The 22,344-nt window shown below is 41.4% G+C and carries 22 protein-coding genes and 1 pseudogene; 4 read left to right on the forward strand and 19 right to left on the reverse strand.

Features of this window, described 5'->3' with window-relative positions; translation table 11 throughout:
• Nucleotides 1–37: 37 nt before the first annotated feature.
• Both HMPREF0013_RS11120 and HMPREF0013_RS11125 read right to left on the reverse strand, forming a co-directional pair.
• Nucleotides 38–262: pseudogene (locus HMPREF0013_RS11120) on the reverse strand (transketolase family protein); the annotation flags it as partial.
• Between the two features lie 24 nt (nucleotides 263–286).
• On the reverse strand, nucleotides 287–733 hold the full coding sequence (locus HMPREF0013_RS11125; protein ID WP_005802993.1) for a hypothetical protein: 447 nt from the start codon (nucleotides 731–733) through the stop codon (nucleotides 287–289).
• A 193-nt stretch (nucleotides 734–926) separates the two neighbouring features.
• Between HMPREF0013_RS11125 and HMPREF0013_RS11130 the strand changes: the two genes are divergently transcribed.
• On the forward strand, nucleotides 927–2,072 hold the full coding sequence (locus HMPREF0013_RS11130) for an aldose epimerase family protein (RefSeq protein ID WP_005802994.1): 1,146 nt from the start codon (nucleotides 927–929) through the stop codon (nucleotides 2,070–2,072).
• 67 nt (nucleotides 2,073–2,139) lie between these two features.
• On the opposite strand, the gene HMPREF0013_RS11135 is transcribed toward HMPREF0013_RS11130, so the two are convergent.
• Nucleotides 2,140–3,360, reverse strand: coding sequence for an MFS transporter (locus HMPREF0013_RS11135; RefSeq protein ID WP_005802996.1), 1,221 nt, complete (start codon nucleotides 3,358–3,360; stop codon nucleotides 2,140–2,142).
• A gap of 106 nt (nucleotides 3,361–3,466) precedes the next feature.
• Here HMPREF0013_RS11135 and HMPREF0013_RS11140 point away from each other — a divergent pair, with 106 nt between their 5' ends.
• A complete protein-coding gene (locus HMPREF0013_RS11140; RefSeq protein ID WP_005802997.1) occupies nucleotides 3,467–4,255 on the forward strand; it encodes an AraC family transcriptional regulator in 789 nt (262 codons plus the stop codon).
• Here the strand turns inward: HMPREF0013_RS11140 and HMPREF0013_RS11145 are convergent.
• Entirely contained in the window at nucleotides 4,222–5,544 is a 1,323-nt protein-coding gene (locus tag HMPREF0013_RS11145; RefSeq protein ID WP_002060167.1) for a glutaminase, read from the reverse strand. The genes HMPREF0013_RS11140 and HMPREF0013_RS11145 overlap by 34 nt on opposite strands.
• A 178-nt stretch (nucleotides 5,545–5,722) precedes the next feature.
• A complete protein-coding gene (gene def / locus HMPREF0013_RS11150) occupies nucleotides 5,723–6,205 on the reverse strand; it encodes a peptide deformylase (RefSeq protein ID WP_005802999.1) in 483 nt (160 codons plus the stop codon).
• A gap of 234 nt (nucleotides 6,206–6,439) precedes the next feature.
• On the opposite strand from def, the gene HMPREF0013_RS11155 reads away from it, so the two are divergent.
• Nucleotides 6,440–7,738, forward strand: a complete 1,299-nt coding sequence (locus HMPREF0013_RS11155) for an MFS transporter (protein ID WP_005803000.1) — start codon at nucleotides 6,440–6,442, stop codon at nucleotides 7,736–7,738.
• Between the two features lie 61 nt (nucleotides 7,739–7,799).
• On the opposite strand, the gene HMPREF0013_RS11160 is transcribed toward HMPREF0013_RS11155, so the two are convergent.
• The 14 genes from HMPREF0013_RS11160 to HMPREF0013_RS11225 all read right to left on the reverse strand — a co-directional run bounded on the left by HMPREF0013_RS11160 (nucleotide 7,800) and on the right by HMPREF0013_RS11225 (nucleotide 21,252).
• Entirely contained in the window at nucleotides 7,800–8,996 is a 1,197-nt protein-coding gene (locus tag HMPREF0013_RS11160; protein WP_005803004.1) for a hypothetical protein, read from the reverse strand.
• 154 nt (nucleotides 8,997–9,150) lie between these two features.
• Nucleotides 9,151–10,791 (reverse strand): thiamine pyrophosphate-binding protein, encoded by a 1,641-nt coding sequence (locus tag HMPREF0013_RS11165; protein ID WP_005803006.1) that lies wholly within the window; start codon nucleotides 10,789–10,791, stop codon nucleotides 9,151–9,153.
• Between the two features lie 38 nt (nucleotides 10,792–10,829).
• Nucleotides 10,830–12,296 (reverse strand): aldehyde dehydrogenase, encoded by a 1,467-nt coding sequence (locus HMPREF0013_RS11170; protein WP_005803007.1) that lies wholly within the window; start codon nucleotides 12,294–12,296, stop codon nucleotides 10,830–10,832.
• Nucleotides 12,297–12,309: 13 nt separating this feature from the next.
• The gene (locus HMPREF0013_RS11175) at nucleotides 12,310–13,101 is read right to left on the reverse strand and encodes an aspartate dehydrogenase (protein WP_005803009.1); all 792 of its coding nucleotides are present in this window, start codon (nucleotides 13,099–13,101) and stop codon (nucleotides 12,310–12,312) included.
• A gap of 15 nt (nucleotides 13,102–13,116) precedes the next feature.
• Nucleotides 13,117–13,911, reverse strand: coding sequence for an SDR family oxidoreductase (locus HMPREF0013_RS11180; protein ID WP_005803011.1), 795 nt, complete (start codon nucleotides 13,909–13,911; stop codon nucleotides 13,117–13,119).
• Between the two features lie 15 nt (nucleotides 13,912–13,926).
• A complete protein-coding gene (locus HMPREF0013_RS11185) occupies nucleotides 13,927–14,751 on the reverse strand; it encodes an alpha/beta fold hydrolase (RefSeq protein WP_005803013.1) in 825 nt (274 codons plus the stop codon).
• Nucleotides 14,752–14,786: 35 nt separating this feature from the next.
• Nucleotides 14,787–15,308 carry a cupin domain-containing protein gene (locus HMPREF0013_RS11190; protein ID WP_002117566.1) on the reverse strand — a complete coding sequence of 174 codons (522 nt, stop codon included), beginning with the start codon at nucleotides 15,306–15,308 and terminating at the stop codon, nucleotides 14,787–14,789.
• Nucleotides 15,309–15,331: 23 nt separating this feature from the next.
• Complete coding sequence (locus tag HMPREF0013_RS11195) at nucleotides 15,332–16,555, reverse strand: MFS transporter (RefSeq protein WP_005803015.1); 1,224 nt, start codon at nucleotides 16,553–16,555, stop codon at nucleotides 15,332–15,334.
• Between the two features lie 42 nt (nucleotides 16,556–16,597).
• On the reverse strand, nucleotides 16,598–17,809 hold the full coding sequence (locus HMPREF0013_RS11200; RefSeq protein WP_005803017.1) for an NAD(P)/FAD-dependent oxidoreductase: 1,212 nt from the start codon (nucleotides 17,807–17,809) through the stop codon (nucleotides 16,598–16,600).
• A gap of 28 nt (nucleotides 17,810–17,837) precedes the next feature.
• Nucleotides 17,838–18,767: a VOC family protein gene (locus tag HMPREF0013_RS11205; protein ID WP_005803019.1), complete on the reverse strand. Its 930-nt coding sequence runs from the start codon at nucleotides 18,765–18,767 to the stop codon at nucleotides 17,838–17,840.
• Nucleotides 18,768–18,778: 11 nt separating this feature from the next.
• Nucleotides 18,779–19,543 carry an SDR family oxidoreductase gene (locus tag HMPREF0013_RS11210; RefSeq protein ID WP_005803020.1) on the reverse strand — a complete coding sequence of 255 codons (765 nt, stop codon included), beginning with the start codon at nucleotides 19,541–19,543 and terminating at the stop codon, nucleotides 18,779–18,781.
• On the reverse strand, nucleotides 19,536–20,603 hold the full coding sequence (locus tag HMPREF0013_RS11215) for an aromatic ring-hydroxylating oxygenase subunit alpha (protein ID WP_005070727.1): 1,068 nt from the start codon (nucleotides 20,601–20,603) through the stop codon (nucleotides 19,536–19,538). The genes HMPREF0013_RS11210 and HMPREF0013_RS11215 overlap by 8 nt, the downstream gene beginning before the upstream one ends.
• 16 nt (nucleotides 20,604–20,619) lie before the next feature.
• A complete protein-coding gene (locus tag HMPREF0013_RS11220) occupies nucleotides 20,620–20,919 on the reverse strand; it encodes a recombinase-like helix-turn-helix domain-containing protein (protein ID WP_005070730.1) in 300 nt (99 codons plus the stop codon).
• 27 nt (nucleotides 20,920–20,946) lie between these two features.
• Nucleotides 20,947–21,252, reverse strand: coding sequence for a non-heme iron oxygenase ferredoxin subunit (locus tag HMPREF0013_RS11225; protein WP_002117586.1), 306 nt, complete (start codon nucleotides 21,250–21,252; stop codon nucleotides 20,947–20,949).
• Nucleotides 21,253–21,525: 273 nt separating this feature from the next.
• Between HMPREF0013_RS11225 and HMPREF0013_RS11230 the strand changes: the two genes are divergently transcribed.
• A complete protein-coding gene (locus HMPREF0013_RS11230; protein WP_005803024.1) occupies nucleotides 21,526–22,338 on the forward strand; it encodes an IclR family transcriptional regulator in 813 nt (270 codons plus the stop codon).
• Nucleotides 22,339–22,344 lie beyond the last annotated feature (6 nt).

Here is a 22,344-nt window from a genome sequence, read left to right on the forward strand (position 1 = left end):
TCCATCACGCCCTTTTCAATTTGAAAATTTAATCTTTTTACTTCAAATGTGCCTTAATCTTCTCTTTAACTGCTTCAGTTGAAATACCATAGCGATCATGCAAAGTGGGCAATGCCCCTGCATCTAAAAATGCATCTGGCAAACCAATCATGTCAAAACGAGGATGTTGCCCATTTCTTAGAAGTAGTGAGCCAACTGCTTCGCCTAACCCACCAATCACTGAATGATTTTTGGCCGTTAAAACAGGTCGGCCACCTGATGAGTTGGCGGATTGAGAAAGTAATTATTAAATGATTTGAATTTCCTCAACTCGTAAGTGATGCATCATCTCTCGAACAAATACAAAGTAGGTAAAAATATAAAGCTGATCTGGGGCTATTTGATTCGTGTAGTAACTTAAACGTTCAATAAAACCATTAAATCCATGCTCAAGCTCAGTACGGCTGATTTGCTTTTTAGCATTAAAAAATAACTGACTCAGTTGTGTCATGGCTGCATCAGACGTAACAGCTACACCACTTATCTTTAGATTTCTGAGTGGCTTTGACTCGATGATTTCTTCAATAAAATAAATCATCTTTTCAATCGCAAGCTCATCAATAACACCATTGCTAATACTTTTTGAATTAATAAAACCTAAGCCCTGCTCAAGGTGAAGGTGTTGGCTATCTAAATCAAACGAGAGACTATTTAGACCAAGCGAAAATTTTAAAACCGAGTCGGGATGAATCATAAAAATAGCTTACCGTTGAGTTTTACTCATAAGATTAATTTCTTTATAACCTTAAATTGTGCAAGTTTGTTCAATATTTAGAGTTAATGGCACTAAGCATCATTAACACTATCTATAATAAAAACCTCTTTAAAAAGATGAAAAATCAATCTTATATTCATCCAATCCTACGATTAAAAAATAGAGTATAAACATGAAAAAATTAGTAATTTTAGGTATTACGATTTATAGCTTTGCACAACTTACCAATGCAGCCACATTAAATGTAAAAGCATATGGTACGACTCAAGACGGTCAAAAAGTTGATTTATACACCATGAGCAATAACAAAGGAGTCTCGGTATCTTTTATTAGCTTCGGTGGTGTAATTACACAGATTTTGACTCCCGATGCACAAGGTAAACAAAATAATATTGTTTTGGGCTTTGATGATCTAAAAGGTTATGAAGTCACTGATACCAAGGAAGGCATTCATTTTGGCGGATTAATTGGTCGTTATGCGAACCGTATTGGTAATGCTAAATTTAACTTAGATGGAAAAACGTATAACCTTGAAAAAAATAATGGGCCGAATTCATTACATAGCGGTAATCCCGGTTTTGATAAACGTGTTTGGCAAGTTAAACCCCTCATTTCTAAAGGTGAAACTGTTAAAGCTTCTCTTAAGTTAACCAGTCCAAATGGTGATCAAGGTTTTCCCGGAAAATTAGATGTAGAAGTGATCTACAGTCTTTCAGATCAAAATGAATTCCAGATCGAATATAAAGCCAAAACTGATCAACCGACAGTCGTCAATCTCACCAACCACAGTTATTTCAACTTATCAGGCGCTGGCAATAATCCTTATGGTGTACTAGATCATGTGGTACAACTCAATGCAGACCGTATATTAGTAACCGATCAAAACTCTTTACCCACAGGTGAAATAGCTTCGGTTGCAGGTACACCTTTTGATTTTCGGACACCTAAAGCAATCGTAAAAGATATTCGAGCGAATAATCAGCAATTGGCCTATGGATATGGCTATGACCAAACTTGGGTAATTAATCAAAAGTCTCAAGGGAAACTCAATCTTGCAGCTATTGTGGTTGACCCAAAATCTAAACGAACCATGCAGGTTTTAACCACTGAACCAAGCGTTCAAATGTATACAGCCAATCATTTACTCGGAAATGTTACTGGTGCAAATGGCGTACTCTATCGACAAGCAGATGCGCTAGCATTAGAAACACAGCATTTTCCAGATAGCCCGAATCAATCAGCTTTCCCTTCTACACGTTTAAACCCAAATCAAACTTATAACAGTGTCACCGTATTTAAGTTTGGTGTTCAAAAATAGTCTTTCTAATGAGGCTATGTTCATATTAAAAAGACTCTCAGCTAAATATGGCTGAGAGTCTTTTCATTTATTTTACTTTTGTGTTGGGTAAAAATGCAGTTGCAAAACCAAGTAATGGCAACAATGAACATAAACCAAATACCCATTCAATGCCGTTAATATCGGCTAAATGTCCTAACCCAGCTGCGGCAATACCACTTACCCCAAACATCAGACCAAACATTAAACCTGCAATCATACCCACACGGCCCGGAACAGCTTCTTGTGCGTAAACTACCATTGCAGCAAAAGCCGATGACAACACTAAACCTGCAATAATTGAGAAAACTGTTGTCCAAAATAGGTTTGCAAACGGCATCATTAATGCAAACGGTGCCATACCAACAAATGAAACCCAAATAACCGCTTTACGGCCAATTTTGTCACCAATTGGGCCACCTGCAAATGTACCTAAAGCAACGGCTGCCAAGAAGGCAAACAAATGCAATTGAGCTGTTTGAATACTGATATGGAACTTTTGAATTAAGTAAAAAGTAAAGTAGTTACTAATGCTGGCAATGTAGGTGAATTTGGCAAACATCAATACACTAATTGTGCTCAAAGCAATAATGAGCTTACGACCATGCAATTTAGTATGTGCTTGAGTTGCACGTGCAGCTACCTGATTTTTAGCATGGCTCACAGTCCAACGGCTTACCCCAAATAAAACCCAAATCGCCAAAAGTGCAAATATCACTAAGCCGGCAACTGCATGCTGTCCAAATGGGACAATGAGTAAAGCTGCTAATAATGGACCAATGGCAGTACCTGTGTTTCCGCCTACTTGGAAAGTCGACTGAGCTGTACCAAAGCGCCCACCCGATGCCATTCGTGCCACACGTGAAGCTTCTGGATGAAAGGTTGCAGACCCTACCCCAATCAGTGCAGATGCACATAACAACACAGCAAAACTTGGTGAAAATGCTAACAAGATAATGCCGCAGAATGTGACGACCATTCCGACTGGAAGTAGATATGGTTTTGGATGTTTATCGGTATAAAGTCCAATCCAAGGCTGTAGCAGTGAACCTGTAATTTGATATACAAACGAAATCAGGCCGACTTGAGCAAAACTCAGCGAAAAGTTTGCTTTTAGCATTGGATAGATGGCTGGTAGCACCGCCTGAATTAAATCATTCAGTAAATGTGCGACTGCCACGGCGCCTACAATTTTAATAATCATTCCTTGAGGCTGATCATTTGCAACGGTATTGGCAATACCATCTTTCAATTGTATTGAAGACGTCATACCTGAAAAACTCCAATATTTTTAAATGAGATGCTTATTGTAAATTGTCGCTTATAAAGTTATCTTCCAATAATCATCGTATAAGTGACAATTTTTAGGATAGTTTATGTCCGATTCTCTTATTCAGTCTGATTTATCTGAACTGGTGATTGGACTATCTTCTGAGCATTCTTACCGAGAAATCACCCCTACCCATACGCATACACGTGCGCAGTTTTTATATGCCTCTACTGGAACTATTCAGGTTTTTACGCCTAATCATGTGTGGATTGTGCCGCCCATGTGCGCGTTATGGATTCCAGCACATGTAGAGCACAGCGTGATTTCACTGAGTCACGTGAAGTTAAATACGGCATTGGTTGAAGTAAATGCAGCAGCTTTAATGGGACAACATTGTTTTATTATTCGGGTAAGCAATCTGTTGCATGAGCTTTTGATTCGTTTAAATGAAATTGAACGTGAGGAAACTCCAAATACAGCAACCTCTCAAGAGCTTTCCCGTTCTTTACAAATTTTGATTTTTGAAGAAATACATCGGGCCAATTTATTGCCTATTCAGATTCCGTGGCCGAAAGACAAAAGACTCTTAAAAATTTGCCAAGAGTTATTGCATACTCCTGACCATTCAAAAGATTTAACAGATTGGGCTGATGATATTGGTGCCAGTTCCAGAACCCTAATGCGTATGTTCCAAAAAGAAACTGGGCTGTCATATCGGGCATGGTTGCAACAAATGCATATTGCACTTGCCTTGAGTAAAATCGCGAATGGTGAATCTATTGCTCAAATTTCAGAATCACTGGGGTATACAAACCCCAGCGCGTTCAGTGCAATGTTTAAGCGACATCTAGGAAAAACACCTCAACAATTTAGAAGTGCCGCGATGTCGCTATAAGTCTTTTTTTTTGCAGGTAGGTCATGCTTTTCGAGCAAATCATCGAAATCATGATAGACATGCAGTTCTCGATCTTTACCAGTTCTGGCATGATCTAAGCGCTGTTCAGGGTCGACTAAAACAAGAGTATGGCCATCATCAATCAGACGATCTACGCCTTCTAAAAACATACGTTTACCCACATCGTGGATAAGTGAAATCTGGGTTAAATCAATAACGATCGTGCTTTGGTCAGTTGTCTCATCTTGTAAAATACGCAACAACATTTCAGCTTCGGTAAATTTCAATACACCCCGAAGCACATACACACTTAACGATGCATCTTTTCCTGTACGGTAATGACTTTGTACAATGGTCTGGGCAGAAGGTGTACCTTCCATGAGATGTAATCCCATGTCACGAGATAATCGTTCTAAAATATCGATACCTCGAACACTATGACCATGCTCATCTAGTCGAGGTGAAAAAGCAGCGATACTGACCTGCCCCGGTAGCACACCCAAAATACCGCCTGCTACACCACTTTTAGCAGGAATACCTACAGTTGAAAGCCAGTCACCCGCTGCATCGTACATACCACAGCTCATCATGACACTGAGGACTTGTCTAACTACAGATCGATTTAATAGGCGCTTTCCAGTTCTAGGATCGACCCCGCCATTAGCAAGTACACTGCCCATACGTACCAAGTCTTTAACTGTAACCATAATCGCACATTGACGAATGTAACCATTCACAATATCGACAGGATCAGTTTCCAAAATCCCCACCGTACGCAACATATAACCGATCGAAAGATTACGATAGGCTGTTTTGACTTCCGAATCATAAACAGACTCATCAAAACTTAATTCACGACCAGCAAGCTCGCTCATAAAACGGCGTAGAATTTCTGCGCTATGCAAACCATGTTTAACCTGAATCAAGGAATGTACAGTAATTGCGCCAGAGTTGATCATCGGGTTTTTGGGACGGCCATCTTTACCCAATGAAATTTCATTGAAGGCTTCACCAGAAGGCTCTACCCCTACTTTCGCAAGTACTGCATCAATGCCAAGCTGTTGTAAAACATAGGCATATACAAAAGGTTTAGAAATTGATTGTATGGTGAATTCAACATCATCATCGCCGACCGAATAAATTTCACCATCTACCGTAGACATTGCTAAAGCTAATCGATTTGGGTTTGCATTTGCCAACTCAGGAATATAATCGGCGAGATGACCGCTGTTATCGATGTCACAGGCTTCTATAACATTTGCCAAATAATCTGGGAGAGGGGTTTGCATGGTCAGTAACCTTAAATGAGGAGATTTACAACATCGCGTAAAATTTCAGCACAACCTGCTGATAATATTAAAATTATATCTTTTGTAATGATTTAAATATCACGCTATAAGTATTGTAATTCCGATGACTTATCCTTTTCAAGCTCATTATAGGTTTTTCAAAACTTTAAACTGAAGATTAGCTTATTCTTTCTACAAACAATATCCCATTTAAATGATCGACCTCATGTTGAACGATACGAGCAGGAAAACCATGAAAAATTGTTTCCACCGTCTCGCCCTGAAGTGTTAAGTATTTCACCTTAACCATTTCGGCACGTTCCACTTGTCCACGTTCGTCAGGCACACTTAAGCAGCCTTCTTCACCTAAACAAACTTCGTCTGAGAACTCTAAAATCTCAGGATTCACCATGACCACTGCTTCCATTTCAGGTGCATCTGGATAACGCAGGTTTGGTCGAGATGCCACAATAATGACGCGTTTAGAGATATAAACTTGCGGTGCAGCAATCCCTACCCCATTACGTTCGAGCATTGTCGCATGCATAGCGTCAGCAAGCTGATAAAGCCAATTACTGTTTAACTCATTTGCCGAGACGGGAGCCGCAATTAGTTTTAAAATATCTTCACCACGCTTCGCGACAGGTAAAACTACACTCATCCTTTGACTCTCTCATTAAACTGGCTATAACAAGTTTTATTGTGTCGCTGAACAAGCCAAAAGAAAAGCCATTCCTACATCTGTTTTTGTTTTATCTAAAGCGTTTTTTGTTTGAAAGCTTTTTGATCTGAGCAAGTCCAATCGGCATTGCCCTATAGAACAAATTTCCTCCATTTACTTTTACTTCACTTTTCCATTAATATCCAAACTTCAATTACAACAATTAAGTAAAAAATGGATCAGGAATTAACTTTGCAGGATGCGAACTATCTTAATAAAGAAGATAAACGAACCCTCGCCCTTTCTTCATTGGGTGGAGCTTTAGAGTTTTATGATTTTGTGATTTATGTGTTTTACGCCAAAATCATTTCCGACCTCTTTTTCCCCAGCACACTTAGTCCGTTTTGGGCCATGCTCAACACTTACGGCATTTTTGCAGCAGGTTACTTTTTTAGGCCCTTAGGTGGGGTTGTCATGGCCCATTTTGGTGATTTGGTCGGGCGTAAAAAATTATTTTCACTTTCTATTTTACTGATGGCGCTGCCTACCCTGTTTATCGGGATATTGCCTACCTTTGAAAATATCGGATATTTGGCACCCCTACTTTTATTGCTTATGCGTGTGGTGCAAGGTATTGCGATTGGGGGTGAAATTCCAGCCGCATGGACATTTGTGTCTGAACATGTACCTGAAAGAAAAATCGGACTGGCAAATGGTTTACTCACCGCTGGGCTGTCTTTAGGAATTTTATTGGGTGCATTGATGTCTTTATGGATTTCACTGAATTTTAGTGAAGGACAAATCCATGACTGGGCATGGCGTATTCCTTTCATTGCAGGTGGTATTTTTGGTCTGGTTGCACTTTATTTAAGAACGTATTTAAAAGAAACGCCTGTATTTAAAGCCATGCAGGCTCGTAAAGAAATTTCAAAAGAAATGCCTGTAAAACAAGTCTTAAAAACGCATAAAACAGCCGTTGCGATTGGCATGTTATTTACATGGTTTTTAACAGGTTGTGTGGTGGTGGTGATTTTAGCCATGCCAAATTTATTAACTGGTACGTTTGGTTTTGAGCGTACTCAAACCTTTGAAATGCAAAGTGCTGCGATTGTTATGCAAATGCTTGGCTGTATTTTGGCAGGCTATTTTGCTGACCGTTTTGGCTGTGGCAAAGTCATGATGGTCGGTGCGCTTGCTGTGGCACTTACAGCAGCAGTTTTTTATAACAGTTTGGGGCACGCGGCACACTCAACCATTTTTGGTTTATATATGCTGTTGGGTCTATGCTCTGGTACTGTCGGCATGGTGTCGAGCAGTATGGTCAAAATGTTCCCCGCGCCTGTGCGTTTCTCGGGCATTTCATTTTCTTATAATTTATCGTATGCAATTGTTGGTGGTATGACCCTGCCTTTAGTGCATTGGCTCAGTCAATATAGTGATATTGGTGCGATGTATTATATTTTCGCACTAACCATTTTGGCCTTTGTGACTGCCTTTGTGTTTTGGAATAAGTTCGAAAAAAACAGGTATTAAAAATTTTCACTTATTAAATAAAAAACCACGCCAATTGCGTGGTTTTTTATTGCTGCTTACTTTAGAAAGTAAACCCGATATTAAAGTTAATACGGTATAACCATTTGTCGCTGTTTGGCGAGGTAGTAGAGGTATATCCTGTTGAATTGGTCGAGCCACCAATGATGTTGGAGTTTTTACCCCACGTATAATCTGCCCAAACCATAAATGGTGAAGCAATAAACATCATCCCTGTAGTATTCATTTGCGAATCTGACCAATCATCACGTTTTTTATCGAGATAACTATAGTCATTATAAAACTTAATGGCTTTTAGCTTGCCCATATTGGTCACAGGCAACGTATAGGCAAGGTTTAAACTGGCTATCGTACCTTCCGAAGCAATGAAATAAGCAGGCGTAAGGCCATTCGCTCCCATCAAAGTCATATCACTATTTACACCATCCGGATTTTTAGCATCGTATTGATAGTGGATGACCGAGCTTTGTAAATTAAAGCGTTTGTAGTTGTTTTCAGTATGCAAACCGACTGCATAATATTTGCCGTCTTTATCGGTAATATCATTATGTAGCTGGGCGATTGCACCCGATACACCGAACTCTTGCTTACCGAAATCAGTTTCTAACTTGCGAACAATACGGGTATTCACCTGATTGCGCTTTTCATTTTGATAGGCTTTTTGAGATGGAAATGCATTTCCTGCCAAGTCATCATAAGTTGCACTTTCAGGGGAATAACGCAGGTTCGTCTCTAACATTTGAGGATAATAACCGAGTTTTACATCCCAATCTTTGTTGTGATAATTCCAGTTGATCCCCGGTGCAATGTTATTGCCATAACCTAAAAAGAATGGAATGTGATAGGTCCAGCCATTTTGCGGGTAAGGATAAATCGTAAAAGGCTTATAAACCAAACCTGCTTCAATGCTGTTATTGGCATCTAAGTTATAGCCAACATATGCTTTTTCAATGGACGTTTTCTGTTGGTCTTGAAACATATAGCTGGCATTGATATAGGCATCATCAAATTTACCTTTGAGATCAACCCTGAAAATATCAAAATGGAGCTTACCAAAACCACGGTTTGGCCCTTCCCAATCTTCATAGCGTTGATTTAACCGAACCACCCCACCTAACTTTAATGAGTCGGTGCCGTCATCACTTTTCCATTCAAGCAATGAGTCTTTTGCAAATGCATTGACGCTTACCCCCAGCGTAAGCGGTGCAATGAATGCCATGATCAATGAAGTCTTTTTCATCTCTACATCCTTGATTGAGTTCCAGCGTCCTGCTGGAACTTTATTTGTTTTACCTGTAAAACTTCGTTTTTATTGTTTTTTAGACAAAAAAATTTATCTAAAAAAGGATGGCTTAGCAGCTCCCATCGCATATGTACTAAACCATCCAAACTGGTTAATACAGTTTCTTTTGCGGTGAACCCGCGAAGTTTAATGGTCCAATCGAATTCATATCGAGCTCGATCACAGTTGGTCCTTCAAAAGCGACAGCCTCTTGAATAACCGTTTTAAACTCATCTGCACTACCCACTTTCCAGCTCTTCACACCCATTGATTCGCCAAGAAGTTTGTAATCAGGTGTATGCAATTCATTGAAATACTGACGACCACCAAAGTAGTTATTTTGAATGCCACGCATTACGCCATAACCACCATCATTCATAATCATTAAGACCATGTTGGTGTTTTCTTGCACCATAGTTGCAATTTCACCAATACCCAACATTAAGCCGCCATCGCCGACTAAACCAATTACTTTTTTATCAGGGTTAGCAACTGAAGCACCGATTGCTGTTGCAAGGCCTAAACCAATTGCACCCGCGAGTGAGTGGATGTTTTGGTTTGGTGCTTGTACAGGGAATAAACGACTGCCCCATGTACTACCCGACATGGTGATGTCACGTACAAAAATGCCGTCTTGAGGTAAAGCTGCGCGCAAGTGATCACAAATTAATGCGTACTGATCGATTTGTTTACGCAGTGCATCAATTGCAGCCTGTTTAGCAGCCACTACAGCAGCATCGTAATCGGCATCAACTTTTGAAGTTCCTTGAAGCTGCTCTAACACACGTGTTAAGACATCTTTGGCATCGCCACAAATGAAGTTGCGGATTTTGTAATTACGTTGCTGAGCCACTGGGTTGGCATCCACCTGAATAATGTTTTCAGGGAATTCAACCGAATAAGTTTTAGTTTCATTACTACGTAAACGAGAACCCACCACAACCATTAAGTCAGCATCTTTTAATAACTGCTCAACACCTGCTGAGTTATGGAAAGCACCCAAACTACGTGGATGATCATCTGCCAACACCCCACGGCCATGTGTAGATGAAACAACCGGAATACCTAAATCTGCAATTGCTTTAACTTCGGCAACGCTATTTAAAGTTCCACCGCCAATCCAGAAAATCGGACGTTTTGCTTTTTTGATTTCGCTTACAAGAAGATCAATTTCTGCTTGCTCTGCCTGTGGTAACTCAAGTGCTTTGACTGGCCCTAAGTTAAGTGGCAAATCAATTTCTGCTGCCTGCACATCAATCGGCAGCTCAACACTAACCGGACCCATTGGAACTGTGGTTGCTACACGGATGGCTTCACGAATCACACCAACAGCATTGTCTGGGCTGGTAATACGGAACGCCGCTTTGCTTGATGCGCGCAAGAATGTAAGTTGGTCTTTAGTTTCATGGATGAAACTTGCATCACGGTCGAGATATTCACGCTCAACTTGACCTGTTAAATGCAATACAGGGCTACCCGCATTCATTGCTTCAATCAGTGAACCCACTGCATTACCTGCACCAGCACCCGTACTTGTTAACGCTACCCCTAGGCCTTTAAAGCGTGAGTGTGCATCTGCCATGGTGACCGCACCCGCTTCACCACGGGCTGCGACAAAGCGCATTTTTTCACGGCGCCCTACCGCATCGGCAATAGGTAAATTGTGGATGGAAATAACACCATAAATACTATCAACTTGGTGCGCTTCTAAAACTCTTGCGATTGCTTCGCCTACATTTACACGTTCAGTCATGTCTATTCCTCAAAATTTGTTTTCAGTCCTTGAATTTATTAATCGCACCAAGGGTTAGGCTGTTCATTCAGCCCCATATAAATACTCTTTTGTTGCATGTACGATAAAATGCCCAAACGGCCTTTTTCGCGTCCGATTCCACTGTCTTTAAAGCCACCAAACGGCGCACTAATCGAGAATTTTTTGTAGGTATTAATCCATACCGTTCCCACTTCTAAGGCACGTGCAATACGCCAAGCTTTGCGATAGCTTTCAGTCCAGATACCTGCAGCAAGGCCAAAACAACTGTCATTGGCTTGGGCAATTAAATCTTGCTCGTTGTCATATTTCATAACGACTAAAACAGGGCCAAAAATTTCTTCCTGACAGGTTTGAGCACTGTTATTTAAGCCCGTGATAATGGTGGGTAAGTAATAGCTTCCTTTGGCATAGTCACCAGCCGTAAGCGCTTCACCACCAATTAGAACCTGACCACCTTCGCTTTTAGCAAGCTGCACATAACGGTCAACTGACTGCAAATGTTTGTCATTGACCAGTGGACCTAAATGCACACCAGCTTGTTCTGGATGGCCCACACGTAAGCCTTTGGTAATTTCAACCAAACGCGTTAAAAACTGATCGTAAAGACTACTATGAATAAACAAGCGAGAACCTGCGATACACGCTTGGCCTGCCGAGCTAAAAATTCCGTACGCCACACCTTTAGCTGCCAGTTCGACATCTGCATCCGGCAGAACGATGGTTGGTGACTTACCACCTAACTCAAGCGAAGTAGTAATCAGTTTGTCAGCGGCAATGTGTGCCAAATGACGCCCCGTGGTTGTTCCACCTGTAAAAGAAATTTTACGAACCAATGGGTGCTGAGCAATTGCATCACCAATCACAGAACCGCGCCCAACTAGCACGCTGAGTAAGCCTTTTGGTAAACCTGCTTCTTCAAAAATTTTGGCAAGCTCTAAAGCAATCAGTGAAGTCGCTTCAGCTGGTTTTAACACCACGGCATTTCCTGCTGCCAAAGCTGGAGCAAGCTTTTGAACTTCACTTGCAATTGGAGAGTTCCAAGGGGTAATGGCTGCTACAACGCCCACAGGTTCATGCACGCTCATGGTCATAAAGTCTGGAGCACGTTGAGTGGTGAGCTCATCGTTCAATGTTTCACATGCCGCAGCAACATAACGTGCAGTTGCCGCCGCGCTCATCACCAAGCCACGAGTTTCGGTTAAAGGCTTACCATTATCACGTGTTTGTAATTTTGCTAACTCATCTACACGCGCTTCAATAATGTCTGCAACTTTGTAGAGAATACGTGCGCGCTCATGCGGCAAACTGTTTCTCCAGCTCGGTTGACGCCAAGCCTGATCCGCTTTTTCAATTGCTTCATTTACATCTTCAAGCGTTGCTGTTGAAAGCTCAGCGTTTACCGACTGATCTGCCGGAAACAGGCTTTGAATGACTGCACCACGGCCTAATCGCCATTCACCTGCAATATAAATTTCCTTTGCCATGATCAAATCCTTCTTAAATCTGTATTGCTTCTACACTGTTGCGACAAGCACGAATCACGCTAAGCGCAGCCAAAGTTGATGTTTTTGGGTTACTTGGTAACGGCACGCCAACCAGTTCAATGGTCATTTGCCCAAAACCACCTTCTGCCACAATGGTGTGTTTGTTTTTGTTGATGGTTGGATCAACAGTTAACTCAACCATGGTTTCATCCATTCCAAGCCCTGCAAGTGCAATGGTTGCTGCAACGTTGGCATTCGCTGGAAATTTGGTCGCAGCTTCACGGGCAGTTCCTGTAAAAAAGACTGTAGCTTCAACAACATGGTCTAGATCGACCAATTGCTCTGCATAACTGCCCTTCCAGCTTTTTGGACTTTTGCAGCCTTTGTAAGTGACTTTTTGCAAACCACCTTCTTTGGCCGCAGAAATACCATCAATGCCTGCAATTGCCCCTGCAAGTAAATGCAGATGTGCATCATTTTTTTCGGCAGTTTGTTTAAGCTGAATCAGAAACTCACTATCAGCCAAAGTACCCACCGAGATCAGACCTATAGTCCAGCCTTTCGCCAAAACTTTTTGAGCATGCTCTTTCACTGCTGCTTGACCTGCCACTTCAATGACATAGTCTGGCGTACCATCACATTGCTCAATATCTGAAATCACCTGAATCTCTGAAGAAACTTGTGATTGCACTTTTTCAATACTGCGAGATGGCACAACAATCCATTTGAGTTGCAGATCTTGGGGCAAATGGGCATACACTTCTGCTGCCATTGCGCCGAAACCAATCATCATCAACTTTTTCATGACAGCACCTGATATTTATAAATGTTTGTTAAAACCACCCGAGACATCTATTGCCGAACCTGTGGTGTAAGATGCCAATGGTGATGCCAAGAAAACTAAAGCACGTGCAGGCTCTTCTGGACGGCCTAAACGCTGCATTGGAATACCGCGGTTTTTTGCGATATTGCCGGTCCATTCTTCCCATGACAGATTTAAATCTGAACGGGTTTCATAACGGCGTTTCCACTGTGCAGATTCGACCATTCCGAGTAAAATCGAGTTCACGCGAACGCCATATTGAGTAAACTCATGTGCCAACGAATGGGTTAAATTCAACAGCGCAGCACGTGCAGATGAAGTTGCAATCATGTGCGGTTCAGGTTGCAATGCCAGTAACGAGTTCACATTGGTAATAGAGGCATTTGCCGATTGTTTTAAGTCGTCGAGAAAAGCCCGTACCGGATGTAAAACACTGAAATATTTCAGCTCAATTTCTTTCATCCAGTCTTCATCTTGTGTGTTTTCAAAATTTGAAACACGACCTTGCCCAGCATTGTTAATGAGCATGTCCACATTGCCCAAATTGAGTTTGACGTCTTTGGCAAATTGCTGAACTTCTTCTTTTTTCAATACATTGCATGCTTTAGTAAAAATATTGGCATGCGGATATTTTTCTAAAATATAGTGCTTTGAAGCATTTAAACGTTCTTCATCGCGACCACACCAAGCAACTTTTGCACCCTCTGCAACCAGTATTTCAACAGCAGCCAGCCCAATCCCAGATGAGCCACCGGTAACAACTGCAACTTTTCCTTCAACTTGGAAGCTCATAATCCTTAATCTCTCTTACGATTGTTCCTGAATCGTCAACATAATTTGGTTAAATGCTTGCGGTTGGTCGACATAACTTAAATGTCCTGCATCTTCTATGACGAAGCGCTGTTCCAACTGCAATTCCTGAGCAAGCTCTTGTATACCTAACGCAGGAGTGATTTGATCTTGCTGCCCTGCAATGACTGTGCATGGGACTTTTAAATGGGTTAAGTAATTACGTATTTCGTCATATGCCAGTAAGTACGATGCATGGGTGAAACCTTTTAGAGTCAACTGCTGCATCACCTCTGAAACTAAAGCTAAGGCTTGTGGCTCTTGTTTATAAATCAAATGAGGTCCACGGCTTTCAGCCATTCCTTTAGCACCGAGTTCTTTCAACATTTTTGGTCTTTTTTCAAAAACCTGAATTTGTGTTTGTTCATCGTGGCGTTGATAGCCTTGTGCCAAGTTAGCAACAACTAAATGTTCCACTCGCTCTGGGTAAAGTGCAGCAAATGCACTGGCCTGTAAGGCACCTAATGAGTGTCCGACCACAATTGCTTTTTCAATTTTTAAAACATCTAACAATGCTGCCAAACGCTTTGCGTAGTCAGTAGCATTGGGCTGATCAGTTAAAAGTTCATCTGATTTGCCATAGCCCGGTGCGTCCCAGGCAATGACATGAAAATGATGAGACAGCACTTCAAGTTGGTTTACCCATGAAGCAGAACCTGAACTAATGCCATGCAACAGCACAAGGTACTCACCCTGACCGGCTTCCCGATAGGCTTGCTGTTGGCCTTGAACAGTAACGGTTTTCACCGGAAATTCTGCTAACTTTTCAATGAGTGTCATCATTTTCAATTCTTTCCTTCATTCACTTCATCAAACAATTAACGTTTGATTTGAGACAATGGATGCTCTGGTGGATAGTTCGGAATGGTTGGTTTACCTGTTCCTAACATCACACACATCAAGGCATCTTCTTGACCTGGGTTAAACAGACCACGGTAAATTCCCGGTGGAATTGAAATCAGATCACGCTCTTTTAAACGGGTTTCAAATTTTTCGCCGTTGTGCTCAATGAACAAATCAATTTCGCCGCGAAGCATAAAGAAAACTTCTTCAACATCGTGGTGAATGTGCAAAGGACCTTCACACTGTGGTGGTAGAACCATGGTTGAAAACGTGAAGTTTTCTGCTGGAACGGTGTTACCGTCATTTGCAACACCTGTTGCACCCGTACCCATGTAACGCATTTGTGCACGGCGATATTTCGGGTCGTAATCTGCTTGGAACTTCAAAGCATCGAAATCGTATTTACGTGTCTCAAAGCGAGCAATACGTGTGTTTAACCAATCTTCTAAAGAAGCACCCTCTGGTTGTGCCCACGATTCGAATTGTTGTGTAGTCATTTTTTAAACTCCTATACAGTGAATTAATAACGTTTTAAAAGAGGAACCAAGAACAACGACCCAATGACAGCGACAGCAGCCAAGAAGGTAATTCCTAAATTAAAACTGTGTGTTTGCATCACGATGTAACCGATAAGAACAGGCGCAATTGCACTTGCAAAATTACCTAAACCGTTAAATATTCCACCCGCAGTCGCCCCTACATTTGAGGTCGTGACTCTTGCAAGCAGAGCAAATACAGCTGCTACTCCAAAACCCCATGCCATAGCACTTAAAGACATGGCAGCAATAATCAATAATGGCTCAGTCATAATGACCATCACATACATGAAGATGCCCGCGAGTAATAAACCGCTAAATACTTGAATTGCGCGGCGGCCTAACTTGTCAGATAAAAACGCACCGATAATTTCGCCAATTAACATGGCAATGAATGGAAAGCTTGAATACATCCCAAACTCTTTGAGATTGAATCCTTTGTCTTGCATTAGGTAAGAAGGAACCCAGCTGTTTAAGCCCCACAAATACGTCATCAACGCAATGTTAAAGAGACAAACCAACCAGAATGCGCTGTTGCTGAGCAGCAATTTAGTATTGGCAATGTGACCTTTGAAATTAGTGCGTTTACTCTCGCCCTCAATTTCGACAGTTTTCTTGAGCTGCAAGTTACGCAGACCAAAAACAATGCTAAAAATCGCAATCAGGGTTAGCGCAGCCATCACAAAAAAAGTGGTATGCCAGTCGTGGTGAGCTAAAACATTTGCAGTGATCGGGAACCCAAGGAATGCACCAATCGGTGTTCCAAGTAAGAACATGGTAGAAGCACGTGCCTGCTGACGGTCCGTATAAGTCTGCTTAACAATGGTGTATGCCAAGGCAAATAACGGGCCTTCTGCTAAACCAAGCAGTACACGTAAAACCAACATGCCTGAATAACTGGTGGTGAACCCCATACAGAACATGAGTACGCCCCACGACGTTACGCTCCAGAACAGCATTTTCTTTGGGTTAAAGATGTCACCCAAAAAGCTTAGAAAGACTGATGAAAAACCATAAGCAAGTAAGAAACTTGTCATGAGCCATCCGAGCTTGGCCTTATCTTCAGCAATTCCCATTGCACTTTGAAAATGAGGATCTGAAAATAAAACCGCAATACTAATCTTGTCGAAAAACGCCAGTACCACACACACCATAAGGACAAAAGCAGGTACCCAATGCTTCAATCCACTTTTTTCTTCATTACTCATGTGTCATTCCTTCGATTTGGTAATGAGAACCAGATTTAATGTTTACGGTTTTAACTTCATGACATTAAATTCAGCATCTGCTAATAGTTTTGGATCTAAAACGGTGTTGGCTTGCATCCAACGTTTTGCCAGTTTGATCAGTTTAGAATCATTAATGGCAATCATATTGAGCAAACGATTTTCATGGTCCAGATATAAATAGCTCACCTGATCTTCCCCACCTTGGCGAATGACTACTTCCTTAGTTTTTTCAGGTTGATACGTACCTAAAATCTGGATATTAAAGTGATATTGATCTGACCAAAGCCATGGAATATCGCTATATTCGGTTTCAATGCCGAGCATTGACTTCGCAGCTGCAATCGCCTGATTTTGTGCATTTGCCCATGACTGAATGCAATAACCCAAGCCCGGATGAATCGCAACATCACCTGCGGCATAAATGTTTTGATCTGAAGTTTGCCCAAAACAATTCACTACAATGCCATCTTTCACATCGAGACCAGCATGTACACCTAACTCTTTGGCAATCTCAGCGCCTGCACCTACTACGACACAGTCAAATAACTGGCTATTTTGTGGGTGATTCACCACTTCAACTTTTTGATTTGGCGCTTCAACTAAATGAAGACTCTTGCTGTCTAAATGAATTTTTGTACCTTGAGTTTCATGCATATTTTTTAAAAATGCAGAAACTTCCGGACTCACGCTTCTTGCACATAAACGATCGCCATATTCAAATATATGAACATCTTTACCTTGCTTACGTGCAGTTGCAGCAATTTCTAAACCAATCCAGCCACCGCCAATCACAGCGACATTTTTTGCATTCTTTAAAATTTCAGCCAAACGTTCACAGTCATGCACATTGCGTAAAGTCACAACATTTGGAATGAACTGCCATGTATTGACGGGTACACGCGCACGGCTTCCAGTTGCAATCAGCAATTTGTCATACGGCAAAACCTGACCACTTTCTAAATGAACCTGTTTTTGCTCACGATCGACTTTTGTCGCAATTTCCGGTTTATGCCATTGAACGTTGAACTCTTGAACCTGTTCAGGAGAGAACAGATTCAAACTTTCATACGTTGCTTCTTTTGAAAGTACTTGCTTAGACAATGGCGGACGTTCATAAAACACTTGATCTTCATTTGAAACCACGTGAATTTCACCCACATACCCATTTTGACGCAAGGTACTTACTGCCCAACCCGCTGCCTGTCCGGCACCTACAATTACGATCTTTTCCATAGCCATCTTCCTTGTAAAGCAATACCTGTTAAACAGGCTTCACCTGACGGCGGGTTGTGTCATCAAGACCACCCTCAATCGCCCATTCAGTGAAAAGCTCTAGACGATGTTCTTCTACACGTGGTTGCCATTCTTCTGTCAAATAATCATCGTTGGTGTAGTATTCAAATGCACCACCTAATGGTGAGTTGACGTACCAGAAATAAGCAGAAGAAATTGGATGACGTCCTGGTCCAATAAAGGTTGACCACTCCGAACGATTCATATTTAAACCGCCCCCAATCACCTCATGGATATCACGTACTACAAACGCAACGTGATTTAAGCCAGCAGGTTTATTTGGAACACTGAGCAAGAATAAATCATGGTGATAACCTTCACCGCGGCAACGTAAGAATGCACCGCGATTTTTGTAAGCATCAGATAAATGGAAACCTACTTTTTCAATATAGAAGTTTTCAGTTGTTGCCAAATCCGGTGTGAAGAACACCACATGTCCAATCGCAACAGGTTGACCTTTTTCATAGACAGGACTTGCTGCATTCACACGTTGAATGTTGCCGTATTGGTTAATACCTTCCGTTTTAAGTTCAGGTACTTCTTTAACAAAACTTTGTTCAAAACGAATGGTCATGCCATTTGGGTCAATACACTCAACTGTATTTTCAGTACGTTTAAAACCTTCTACATCGGCCAAACGAGCTGCCAAGTCATCAAGGTCTTGAGCACTATCAACGCCCCAAGTCACTTCACGTAAAGTTGAACCTTGTTCAATAGCAGTCGGCAAACGCTCATCATCACAATTAAATAGATAAATCTTGCTACCATTTTGGGTTTGGTAAAGATCAGTGCCTTCAATATCCGAAGTACTTTTGCTTAAACCAAAATCTGCCAAAAACTTGTTTGAAGCGGCTCTATCTTCAACTCCAAACTTTAAAATCTCGATCCCTGTAATCATTTGACTACTCCTTAGTTAAAGACAAAACCGCCATTGACCGGAATATTTTGACCTGTCACAAAAGAGGACAAATCCGACAGTAGATACAATGCTGTTCCATTTAAATCTTGTGGAAGTTGCTGACGTTGAATCGCTCTTCCGTTGACATATAAATCGTGACGTTCTTGAGGCACATACTCGGTTGCTTCAACCAGAGTAAGGCCCGGTGACAATGTGTTGACACAGATATTAGATTGTCCCAACTCTCTTGCCATTGAACGCGTCATGGCAACAATTGCACCTTTACTAGCAACATAAGCCATCAGGTTCGGTGCGCCCCAAAGTGCTGTATCGGAAGCAACATTAATGATCTTGCCTGCAGCCGATTGCTTTAAATGGGGAACGCATGTCTTACTGATGAGCCATGTGCCTTTCACATTAATATTCATGACCCGATCCCAAAGTTCAGGATCATAATCAATCATATTTTTTCCACCGACATTGGTTGCCAGTGCCGCACAGTTCACAAGGCCATCTAGTCCTTGTAATACTTCCACACTTTTTGCAACCGCATTTTCAATAGAGTCTGCATTGGCAAGGTCAACGGTGACAGCATGAACGTTTAGCCCTTGTTGCTGTAACGCCTGTGCTTCTTGTTGCACCAAGTCAGACAAAATATCTGCCATCACAACTTCAGCACCTGCCTCGGCAATCGCTTGAGCGAAATCTCTACCTAAACCACGCGCAGCACCAGTCACTAAAACTTTTTTGCCTTGCAACAACGCTACATTAGCCATGAGCTTCTTCCTGCATCTCGATACGGTTTGATGCATTTAGTGCAGCAATTTTCTTTAATTGCTTCTCAGCTTCTTTTTTCATTAAACGGCGTAAACGTGCAAGACCAACATCGTGTTGATAGAGAAACTCTTTTTCACGCGCATTTGGCGCAAGATTTTCTAAAATAATTCGGTCTTGTTCCAATACATCCCAATGCAATTGTTCTAAGTGATTGCGATATAAGAAACGCCATACATTACGTTGCCAACCACTCACCTTACGGCAGCGCCAGAAAAATACGCGAGTATTGTTGGCATCAATTGGCGTTGCATAACCCACAATCCAGAATTCACCACCTGGGCCAAATTGTTTACGGTATGGAATTGAAAGACGTAACCAGCTTGCACCTGTTGAACCATATTCAACCCAGTCAAAGTTCACACCTGTTTGACCTTCTTTTTCAAAAACAAAGCCATTATCGGTCGTGCGGTGCTTCATCTCTGCAGTACGTTCACCATCTGCCATCGAGTGCGATGTCGCATGTAAATAGGTCCCGTGCATTGGGTCCATCACATTATCAATCGCGTATTGATGGTTTACTTTCCAGTCTGCTTGGCAAAGGAACGCACTCCACTCTTCACTTGCAAGTTGCTCTGGGAACTCAAGCGGTGCTGGTTGTTCATTTGCATCAATACCAAACCAGATAAAGATTGCGCCATGTTGCTCAATGACAGGATAGTTCTTTAAACATTTAGTGCCGGTCATTGGACATTCATGAACCGCTGGCACATCAGCAACTACACCATCAGCACGAACTTCAACACCGTGATACCAGCAAGCAACTCGGTCACCCAAGTTCCAACCTAGGGAAAGACGAGCACCGCGGTGTGGACAGCGATCTTCAAGTGCATGAACCTGACCTTCGGCATCACGCCAAACCACGATATTTTCGCCTAAACGGGTAATACCGACTGGATTAGCAGCGACTTCCCAACTTGCCAAAACCGGATGCCATTGGTCACGTAAACCAAGTTCTAAATATTCTTCAGCGCTTTGTGAAGTTGATACGATTGCGTTCATTTTATTCTTCCCTGAATCAATAACCTAAACGTTGCATTTCTTCTGTAAAGCTTGCAGAAGTCCATTCATCACCAGATTCACAGCGGAAACCCTGTTGATTAAGTGCAGAAACAACGTCATCTAACTCTGTTGCGCCCGCAGAAAATGCCTGAATCAAGTTTTTTACAAAATCCTGTTCATAGAGAGTTGGCTCTTTATAACGTGTCTGCCAAACCAACAATTCAGATTGACCTGGAATTTGAATATTGTTGATACCTGCTTCGGTTGCCGGCGTTGCATGAATCCAGCTTGCCAACTTTTCATTAAATGTCTTCATTGTTCTGCTTCCTTGTACATGTGAGGACTAGAGTTGAATTTGAATATCCTGTCCTTCAACACGAACTGGGTACGTACATAGGTTTCTACACCCTGGCCCACTTTTTAGCTCACCTGTTTGAATGTCAAAAATTGCTTCGTGCAATGGACATTCAACAGTCTGATCTTCGATAAATCCTTCGGTTAATAAGGCATACGCATGAGGGCAAACATTTTCGATAGCAAAGTAATTTTCATCGACGAAAAATACGCCTATTTTTTTCCCTTCAATTTCGATGGCTTTCGGCTCATCTTCGCTAACGTCACCCTGCTGACAAACTGAGATCCAACTCATACCTTGCGTCCTCATTTTGTTTTATATACAAAACATAATTTGATTTTCAAAACACAAGCTAAGCATAATCCCCTTGATCATTTTTTGTCAAAGTAAAAATAATTATAAAATTCATTAGCTTACTAATTTTTAAATATTTTGTTACGTTTCAAGAAGGAAACAAAGTTTTAAATATAAAAATTGTTTTATGCATTTTTAACAATTACAATAGTTATAAAATAAAGCAGCATGCCCCAAATTGAATCATGTTTTATTTATAGGAAAATGACACGAATGAGCATAGCAATTGAAGAAGATTCGCACGAATCGGAAACAACAAAAAATGATGACCGATATTTAGTTCCCGGACTTGTACGGGGTTTAGCTATCTTGCAAGCATTTAATCAACAAGCGCAAGAAATGACCATTACAGAAATTGCTGAAATTTTAGAAGTGAACCGTTCTAGTGCATTTCGTTTGATTTATACACTCGAATCTTGCGGTTATTTAAGAAAAGCATCTCAAAAAACTTATGCTCTCGATTCCAAAGTCATGGAACTTGGTTTTAACAGTTTATCTAAACTTTCATTACTTGATTTATCGACACCTTTAATGAAAGAACTACGTGACCAGACCAAACTCGCGGTACATCTTTCTATTTTAGAAGGCACTCATATTGTCTTTGTAAATAATATCCAGTCGATGGGAACCTTCACGAGCAACATTAGTTTAGGAACTCGCTGGCCTGCCCATGCAACCGTGATTGGTCAAATGCTTTTATCTGATTTACCTGAAACTGAAGTACGTCAGCGTTACCGCAATTTTAGCGATTGGGACAGTTTCTCTGAACTGACGCCAACCAATTTAAAAGCGTTATTGCAAAGGCTTTCATACGTAAAAACTCAAAAAACCATGGTGAGCTGGGGTCATTACAATCACGATATGGCAGCCTGCGCGGCGCCTATTTTTAAACAGTCAAATGGTAAAATGGTCGCTGTTATCTCTGTAAGTTGTCCAATTACCACTTACGATGAAAGAACATTTAAAGAAGATATCGCAAACCTAGTTGTTGAAACAGCGAATAAAATTTCCAAATTTATTTATTAAAAAANA

The sequence above is a fragment of the Acinetobacter sp. SH024 genome (assembly GCF_000163635.1).
Lineage (GTDB): Bacteria > Pseudomonadota > Gammaproteobacteria > Pseudomonadales > Moraxellaceae > Acinetobacter > Acinetobacter pittii.